6 protein-coding genes are annotated in these 6,792 nt (G+C 63.0%); 1 reads left to right on the forward strand and 5 read right to left on the reverse strand.

Features of this window, described 5'->3' with window-relative positions:
- Nucleotides 1–109 precede the first annotated feature (109 nt).
- Complete coding sequence (mtnK, locus tag HMPREF3140_RS24650) at nt 110–1,309, reverse strand: S-methyl-5-thioribose kinase (protein ID WP_032411028.1); 1,200 nt, start codon at nt 1,307–1,309, stop codon at nt 110–112.
- A gap of 101 nt (nt 1,310–1,410) precedes the next feature.
- On the opposite strand from mtnK, the gene mtnA reads away from it, so the two are divergent.
- A complete protein-coding gene (gene mtnA, locus HMPREF3140_RS24655) occupies nt 1,411–2,439 on the forward strand; it encodes an S-methyl-5-thioribose-1-phosphate isomerase (protein WP_032411030.1) in 1,029 nt (342 codons plus the stop codon).
- A gap of 59 nt (nt 2,440–2,498) precedes the next feature.
- Here mtnA and HMPREF3140_RS24660 read toward each other — a convergent pair whose 3' ends face one another.
- From HMPREF3140_RS24660 to HMPREF3140_RS29440, 4 genes are all read right to left on the reverse strand, one after another.
- Entirely contained in the window at nt 2,499–3,767 is a 1,269-nt protein-coding gene (locus tag HMPREF3140_RS24660; RefSeq protein ID WP_004176900.1) for a histidine phosphatase family protein, read from the reverse strand.
- A gap of 25 nt (nt 3,768–3,792) precedes the next feature.
- Nucleotides 3,793–5,151: an MFS transporter gene (locus tag HMPREF3140_RS24665; RefSeq protein WP_002894151.1), complete on the reverse strand. Its 1,359-nt coding sequence runs from the start codon at nt 5,149–5,151 to the stop codon at nt 3,793–3,795.
- Nucleotides 5,152–5,261: 110 nt separating this feature from the next.
- Nucleotides 5,262–6,071, reverse strand: coding sequence for an inositol monophosphatase family protein (locus HMPREF3140_RS24670; RefSeq protein WP_004178995.1), 810 nt, complete (start codon nt 6,069–6,071; stop codon nt 5,262–5,264).
- A 121-nt stretch (nt 6,072–6,192) separates the two neighbouring features.
- Nucleotides 6,193–6,792, reverse strand: a 600-nt coding sequence (locus tag HMPREF3140_RS29440; protein WP_228705086.1) for a substrate-binding domain-containing protein, incomplete at its 5' end; no start/stop codon positions are given.

A 6,792-nucleotide genomic window follows, 5' to 3' on the forward strand; every position in this document is an offset into this window, starting at 1 on the left:
TATGGGGTCAGTCCAGCAGCGCCGCCGGGCAATCCCAGAAAATGGCACTTTTTTAGGGGGGGCTCCCTCTCCCTGTGGGAGAGGGTTGGGGTGAGGGAAACAGGCGCACTCAGCTGTACTGGCGTACCCGCGCCAGCAGCTCGTCGACGCTGTCGATACGCTCGGCCAGCACGATCAGCGCTCTGCCCAAGGTAATGGCGTGGCGCAGGCACTCATGACGCATGGCGTCGTCCTGGATAGTGTCGATATCCGCGACGTGCGACAGTCCGACGCTGCGGCGGATCAGTTCGCTGCCGCAGAAGCCGACCGCGTCCGCCCAGACTTTCTTCAGAAAGGCGGAGGCATAGCCGGGGTAAGCCAGCGCCGCGTCGCGGGTTTTCTCCGCCGCCAGCGCCTGGAAGCGCTCGGCAAAGGTGGTCCACAGCTGGTGGATGTCGTTCAGCCTCTGCTCGCGCGCGGCGGCGGCATCGCGAATGCCGAGCTGGCCCGGCAGGCCGCAGTAGTTAAGCAGCAGGTTGCCGATGGCGGTGCCGATATCGAAGCCGATGGGGCCGAAGTAGCCGAACTCGGCGTCGATGGCCTTCAGGCTACCTTCGGCAACGAAGATCGACCCGCTGTGGATATCGCCGTGCAGTAGCGCTTCCGCATGGGCAAAGAAACGGTGCTTCAGCGCCGCCACCGCCAGCTTAAGCTGGGCGTCGTCGCGCAGGGCGGCGACATCGGCCTCCAGCTCCGCCGGGTAGTTATTGCGCTCGTGGATCTGATACGGGTCGTTAAAGAACAGATCCTCGGTGATCTCGCACATCGCCGGGTTAATAAACTGCGCCACCTGCGCCTTTTTCTCGTGGGGATGGAGGTAGAAATCGCTGGTGTGGAACAACACCTGCGCCAGATATTCGCCAAGCTGGCGGGCCGCCTGGGGATAGTAGACGTTAGCGATAAGCTCTCCGCGCCAGATGCGGTGGTCGGAAAGATCTTCCATCACCATCACCGCCAGCTCGGGATCAAAGTGATGGATTTTTACCGTGTGCTGCGGGCTGTGCTGATAGTGGGCGACCAGGGTCTGCGCTTCGAGACGGGCGCGGTCGAGGGTCAGCGGCCAGGATTCGCCGACGCAGCGCACGTAGGGCAGGGCCTGTTTGACGATCGCCCGGCTGACGCCCTGACGATCGAACACTTTAAACACCAGATTGAGGTTGCCATCGCCCACTTCCTGCGCGCTGACCAGCTCAGATGGGTTGTCGATGCCGGCGAACTGTTGCGCGTAAGCCACGGCATCGTGGGCGGTGAAGGTATGGTATTGCGACATTGCCTCGATCCTCGAATTCTGATTAAGCCGTTCAGACGTCTATACTTCTGGATTCCATCCTGACACAATGTGATACAACAACGCAACAGGGATTTAACGACATGCAGACATTACAGACCACCAGCCTGCGGGTGAGTGAAAATCAGCTTTTTATTCTCGACCAGCAGGCCTTGCCGCAGGAAAAACGCTGGCTGGAGGCGGATAACGTTGCGCTGCTGGTGGACCATATTCATACCCTGCGGGTGCGCGGCGCGCCGCTGATTGGCCTGTCCGCCAGCCTGCTGCTGGCCCTGCTGGCCCAGCGCGGCCTGAACCGGGATGCACTCCAGCAGGCGCTGGAGACGCTGCGCGCGGCGCGGCCGACGGCGGTCAACCTGATGAATAATCTGGATCGCATGAAGCAGGCGCTGGCCCGGGAGGATTATCCGCAGGCGCTGGAAGCGGAAGCCTTGCGTCTGGTCGAAGAAGATAAACAGCTGTGCGACCGCATCGCTGAGGCGGGCAGTGCGCTGGTGAAGCCCGGCAGTCGACTGCTGACCCACTGCAACACCGGTGGCCTGGCGACCGCCGGGGTAGGGACCGCCCTGGGCGTTATCGCGCTGGCGCACCGGCAGGGAAAAGTGACCAACGTATGGGTTGATGAAACCCGGCCGCTGCTGCAGGGCGGTCGTTTAACCGCCTGGGAGCTGGGCGAGCTGGGCGTGCCCTATCAGCTGATCGCCGATTCAATGGCCGCCAGCCTGATGGCGCAGGGGCAGGTGGATGCGGTGTGGGTCGGCGCCGACCGTATCGCCGCCAACGGCGACGTGGCGAATAAAATCGGCACCTATTCTCTGGCGGTTTTGGCCCATTATCACCAGATCCCGTTTTACGTCGCTGCCCCGCAGACCACCCTCGACCGCCATTGCCCGAACGGGGCGGCGATCCCCATTGAGCAGCGCGCGGCGGCGGAAGTGACCGGAGTGGCGGGCAGCTTCGGCGCGGTACAGTGGGCGCCGACGGGGGCCGCCGTTTACAATCCGGCGTTCGACGTCACGCCTGCTGGGCTGATAAGCGGCTGGGTGCTGGACAGCGGGGTGGTCACCCCGGCGCAGGTCGCCGCCGGGGCGTTTGCGCCGGACAACGGATAACGGACGTCGTGCCGGGCCTGGAAAAAAGGTTTTCCCGGGCCCGGACAAACACCGCGCCGCTACGGCAGGACCATGGCTACCGCCGGGGCGGATGACCGGTCGATACGCTGACCGAGGGCGGTAATAGCCGCCTGGAAGGGACACAGCGTACCAACGTCGGTCTGACGGCAGCCCGGCTGACGCCACTCCTGACGCAGCATCGGGTGCTGCGCGTCCGGCGTCTGCAGACGACGCAGGTCGTCGAGGCCTTGCGCCTGGAAATAGACCCGCAGATAGCGTTCTCCGCTCTTCGCGTTGCGCCAGCGCTCCAGCACCAGGCTGCTGCCCGGCGGGATATTTCCCCGGCTGTAGCCCGGCAGCTGCCAGCTAAAGTTCATCAGCGTGCGTACCATGGCGATGTTGGTGTCATGGGCCACCAGCAGCAGCCAGCGTACGTTCGGATTCGCCTCCGGTTTGACGCCATCGAGCATAGCGTTGAGCAGCACCGACCCGCGTTTTTGCGCGGTATACAACACATCGTTACTCAGATCGTAGTTTTCCGTTAACAGCGGCAGCAGGGCGGTGATCTGCCTGGCCTGGGTGATCTTGCCCCACGCCAGCTGGCTGAGAGGCAGGTTTTCACTCCAGCCGAGACGCAGCGTCTCCACCATATTGGCCATCACGCTCAGTCCGCTAATGGTGGTCTTCCCACTTTTGCTCTGCTCGACCTGCCACGGGGTATCGAAGATCGGGCAGGGCTTATCGGCCTGACAAACCGCCTGTTTCAATAGCTGGATGGTCGGCGCCAGCGCCTGCCGACGCTGCGCCAGATCCCCGGCCTTCTCTTTCACCGCCGCCAGCTGGCGGGCGGGGTCGGTTTGCGTGGCGGCGAACTTGTCGGTCTGAAACAGGGGATCGGCATCCCCGCTGACATAATGGATAGCGACGCCGCAGCCGGGGAAGGCGCCATCCACCAGCGCCTGGGCGGTCGCTCGCGTCCGCTGCAGCGGGCTGGCGCGCACGTATATCGACTCCGCCGTCGGGCATCCGGCCTGCAGCAGGCCGAGCTGGCGGTAATGCTGGCCTTCCGCACGCCCTTTGTTGACCACGGCGGCATAGCCATGGCCGGTGAGCTCCCCGTCATGGGTGGTCCACTCGGTCCACGGTCGGCCGGTGGCGGCCTCGATGGCTTCCCGGTTGCCGGCCGTCGGCGGACGAATACCGTGGCGGCTGAGCTCGACCACTTTCTCCAGCTGCCAGTCCGCGGCGGCGGCAGATTGCAGCGCCAGCAGCGGCAGCGCGCAGGCGATAAACAGGCGTAACAGCCCCTGATGTCTTGCAGGCATCATATCTTCTTCCTTATTCGTTAATCGGTTATGAGGAGAACGAGGTCTGCCGTTCGACGGCATGGCGCCGGGCGACGATGGCGGCAGTGGTAAAACAGAGTAGCGCGGAACCCAGACCGGTACCCACCCAGAACAGCGCCAACGTGCTGAAATCATACAGCGTTTTGCCGTTTTCAAGGATAGCCGTTTTATCAATAATGATCCCGGTGAGAAACTCGCCCAGGCCGGCGCCGGCGTAGCTGGCGATGCCGATGGTGCCGAGCGCGGCCCCGGCGGCCTTGCGCGAAGAGATATCGACGGCGATCAGCCCGCCAAGGAAGCAGGTCAGAGCGCCAATGGTGGCCCCGAAGATAATCATCGCCAGAATATCAGTGTAGTAATTGTGCGGCGACCAGAGCATCAGGGCGAAGCCGGCGGTGTTCAGCAGGCTGATGAATCCGGCCATCACGCTGCGGTTGCGCGGGAAAAAGCGGTCGGAGAGCATGCCGGCGATGATGGTCCCGGCGATGCCGGCGATAGCGTTGACGCCGATAATCCCGGACGCCTCCAGGGTGGAATAAGCTTTATCCTGCTCGAGAAAGAAGATCCCCCAGGAGTTGACGGCGTAGCGGTCGATGTACATAAAGGCGGAGGCGAGGGCGAGGGTCCACAGCGCCGGGTTGCGCAGCGCCAGCAGCTGGTTTTTAAACACCGAGCCGCGGGCTTCGACCTCCTCCTGCGGTTCATCGCGGATGACGTTGATGGACGGGAAGCCGCTGCTCTGCGGCGAATCGTGCATGAACAGCACCAGCAGCACCACGCCGGCGGCGCCGAGCGCGGCGGTGGACAGGTAGCCCATCTGCCAGCCAAACCCGGCGATCACCGCGGCGATCACCATATAGGTCACCGCCTCGCCGATATTATGCGCCGTCGACCAGATGCCATAGAAGGTGCCGCGCTCCTTAACGCCGTACCAGCGCGCCAGCGAGACCGCGCAGGGGCCGACGCCCATCGACTGCGCCCAACCGTTGATCCCCCAGAAGATGGCCAGCAGCAGGGCGTTGGTGGTCATCCCCATCATCAGGTTCATCCCGGCGCTGAGCAATAAACCGAGGCTCATATAGCGCACCACGTTGGCGTGATCGGCGATAAAACCATTGACCAGTTTGCCGATGGCGTAGCTGAAGAACAGGGTAGAGCCGATCATGCCGAGCTCCGTCGGGGTGATCCCCAGCTCCACCAGCGCGCTTTTAGCGACGGTGAAGGATAACCGGCAGACGTAAAAGGTGACGTAGGCCAGGGTCATGGCGATAAAGGTTTGCCAGCGCACCCGGCGAAAACGGTGTTCATCAAACGCGGCGCCCGCTTTCGGCGGCGACGCCCGGAAAAAAGCGATAATTCCAGACATAGGTGGTTCTCCGCAGGTCGGAGGCCTGACTGATTGATGTGGTTCGTCCGTGAATGAAGTTATCGTTACTGTGTAGAGTACATAATCAGAAATAGCCTGACCCGTAAGGGTTAATGTAATGGTTGTGGGATCATCTTTTTCAGCTGCGGGTAGAGCGTCTGGCTGGCCAGCAGCAGCGGATTGCCGCGCTGGATCCCCTCCTGCGCCAGAAAATCGTTGCTGGCGCCGCCCGCTTCGCGCATCAGCACCAGCCCCGGCAGGGCGTCCCACGGGTTCATGTGCGGCTCGTAGTAGCCAATTAACCGGCCCGCCGCCGCCCAGGCGCTCATCAACGCCCCGGAGCCGTTGCGGATAAACATGCCGCCGTCGCTGAGCAGCGCCTGCAGAAACGGCAGAAAGTCCGCCGGGGTGACGCGATGCGAGGTGCCGACGCCCATCACGCCCTCTTTGACCGTCGTCGCGGGGTGCGGACGGATCGGAGCGTCGTTGAGCCAGGCGCCATGGCCCCGCAGGGCGTGAAACAGCTCGCGATGGTTGGGGTCGTAGACCACGCCGATGACCGGTTCGCCGTCGGCGACGATCGCCAGCGACAGGCACCAGGTGTGCAGGCCGTTGAGGAAACAGCTGGTGCCATCGATGGGGTCGACCACCCACAGCACTCGCGCGTCGGGCAGGCGGGCGCCGCTCTCTTCGCCGAGAAAACCATCCTCCGGAAACGCGCTCTGAATGCGCTGTTTGACAAAGGCCTCCACCCGCTTATCGGCCACGCTGACCACATCCTGCAGGTCGTCGCCCTTATGGTCGACGGTCAACGCCTCGCGCTGTTGATAGTATTCAAACGCCAGCTCAGCCCCCGCTTTCGCCAGCTCGCAGGCCAGACGGTAGCGGGCCTGTAGCGCTTCTGATTCCTGAGATTGCATAGTGACTCCCTATTTTGCACACGTGTGCATTTTGCGTGAAAAAAACAGCCCCGAAGGGCCGAATGAGTGTGGCCGGGTTTCGCAGAAGATTCTGTGATCGCTCCAGCATAAAATGATTTTTTCATTTAGCACTATGACGAATAATTAGTTTCACCGGCACTTCGCGATGGCGCGAGGGCAGGCTGAAGCGGGCGATTCGCGTCATTAACAGATCCACCGCGTGGTGGGCCAGCAGGGCGGTATTCTGCTGAACGGTGGTGAGCTGATAGGGCTGCCAGTCCGCCTGCGGGATATCGTCAAAGCCGACGATGGCCGGCAGCGGGGCGGCGGCGTCCCGCAGGCCGTCCTGGGCGCCCAGCGCCAGCATATCGGTGGCGCAAAACAGCGCCTGCATCCCGGGGTTTTCAGCAACCAATTCTCTGGCAGCCTGGTAGCCGGCCTGATAGCCGCCGCCGTCGCAGAAGCGGCTGCTCACCGCCATATCCGACGTCCGGGCGATAAAAGCCTCATAGCGCTGGCGGGTGCTGAAGTTCTCGCGATTTTCGCCAATAAAGCCAACCTGCCGCCAGCCTCGGCGGCTGAACAGATCCGCCACCAGCTTCGCTCCCTGGGCGTTATCGCTGCACACCCGGTCGCAGCCGGCGAGGTCCGCATGGCGGTTGATCAGGGTGACGGGGATCTTGCGCGCCAGATACTCTTCCGCCAGCGACAGCGGCGGCGC

Source organism: Klebsiella sp. HMSC16A12, assembly GCF_001808265.1.
GTDB classification, from domain to species: Bacteria; Pseudomonadota; Gammaproteobacteria; order Enterobacterales; family Enterobacteriaceae; genus Klebsiella; species Klebsiella pneumoniae.